3 protein-coding genes are annotated in these 1,404 nt (G+C 50.6%); all 3 read left to right on the top strand.

The genetic code is table 11. The features are described from left to right. Window positions 1–121 precede the first annotated feature (121 nt). A complete protein-coding gene (locus DW835_RS17725) occupies window positions 122–325 on the top strand; it encodes a hypothetical protein (protein WP_004614949.1) in 204 nt (67 codons plus the stop codon). Window positions 326–611: 286 nt separating this feature from the next. After that, window positions 612–929, top strand: coding sequence for a DUF3847 domain-containing protein (locus DW835_RS17720; RefSeq protein ID WP_008816380.1), 318 nt, complete (start codon window positions 612–614; stop codon window positions 927–929). A gap of 2 nt (window positions 930–931) precedes the next feature. Continuing rightward, window positions 932–1,404 (top strand): MobQ family relaxase (mobQ, locus tag DW835_RS17715; RefSeq protein WP_243037241.1); only part of this gene is annotated, 473 nt, incomplete at its 3' end.

Below are 1,404 nucleotides of genomic sequence, written 5' to 3'. Positions count from 1 at the left end.
AATACTGCCGCACTTTCCAAAGGGGCATACAGAGGGAAAAAAACTTAAAAATGATACCGAGACGCTACATCAAAACAGCCTATCTGCGTACATCAGATAGAAACGGAGAAAGGAGCCGGTTATGGCAAGAATGAGTAACAAGCGGCGGTTGGAATGGTCTTTCTTCTTAAATGACCGCAGCCGTATCACTTACAACGAACTGTGCCGGAAATGCCAGCACGAATGTAAACAGAGCTTCCGGGCGGTTGTGGTTGACTGCCCGAAGTATCTTTCCAAGCGTTCCAAGAAAAAGGACAAGACTGCCGGAAACGGCAAAATCCCTTAGGAACTAAGGGCGCACTTCTATACATAGTCTAAAGACCATGTATCGTGCGTCCTGCGGAGCTTACCTCTGCCGCTGATAAAATCAGCAATCCGAGGTCTGCGTTCGCTTCGCTCCGACAAGGTGGCTACACCCCCTTGCGCCGCTAAAGCGGCTATCCCCTGTGTACTCGCCGCAAAGAGAAATCCGCTCTGCGGTTTTCCCTTTTCATCGGGTTTTATAGAAGCACTGACACACGGACTGTCTGCGGATGGTCTTTCTTTATCTTATCAGCAAAGGATGTGAGAACATGGAAAAATCTTTGGAACAGTTGAAGCAGGAATATGAAAAAACCACTGTCCTGCTGGAACAGGAAAAACGGAAAATGCAGCGTTTGAAAAACCGGCAGGCGTATCTGGAAAGCGGTTCCCGGAAACAGAGGACGCACCGGCTGATTACCCGTGGGGCAGCTATTGAGAGCATTGCACCACAGACAAAGGAGCTATCCGAAGCGGAATTTTATTCCCTCATGGAAAGCATTTTGAATCTGCCGCAGGCGGAGCATTTCATCCGGTCTGCCACAGAGAACCACGCCCGTATTTCCGGGCAGGAGAAAGGCGGTGACTAAGGATAGCACTTTATCATTTTTCAATCGCACAGATAAAGCGCAGCGCCGGTCAGAGCGCCATTGCCAGCGCAGCCTACCGAGCCGGGGAGCGTCTTTACAGCAGCTACTATGGAGAAGTCAGCGACTACACCAAAAAGGGCGGCGTGATCGCTTCGGAAATCATGCTGCCGCCCCATGCGCCGGAAATATATCTTGACCGGGCGACCCTCTGGAATGCTGTGGAGAACTGCGAGAAACATCCAAAAGCACAGCTTGCCTATTCCTTTGATATTGCCATGCAGAATGAATTGACGCTGGAAGAAAACATGGAGCTGGCGAGGAAGTTCGTACAGGAGCAGTTTGTGACAAAAGGCATGATTGCCGACCTTGCTTTTCACAGCCCGGAGAAAGAGGACGGCGGCATCCCTAACCCGCATTTTCATGTGATGACAACCATGCGCCCTTTGAACCCGGATGGCACATGGGGACAAAAACA

The organism is Clostridium sp. AM34-9AC, from assembly GCF_003480225.1.
Taxonomy (GTDB): Bacteria; Bacillota; Clostridia; order Lachnospirales; family Lachnospiraceae; genus Acetatifactor; species Acetatifactor acetigignens.
Note: the sequence above shows the minus strand (reverse complement) of the source record. Positions and strands in the feature narration are given on the sequence as shown.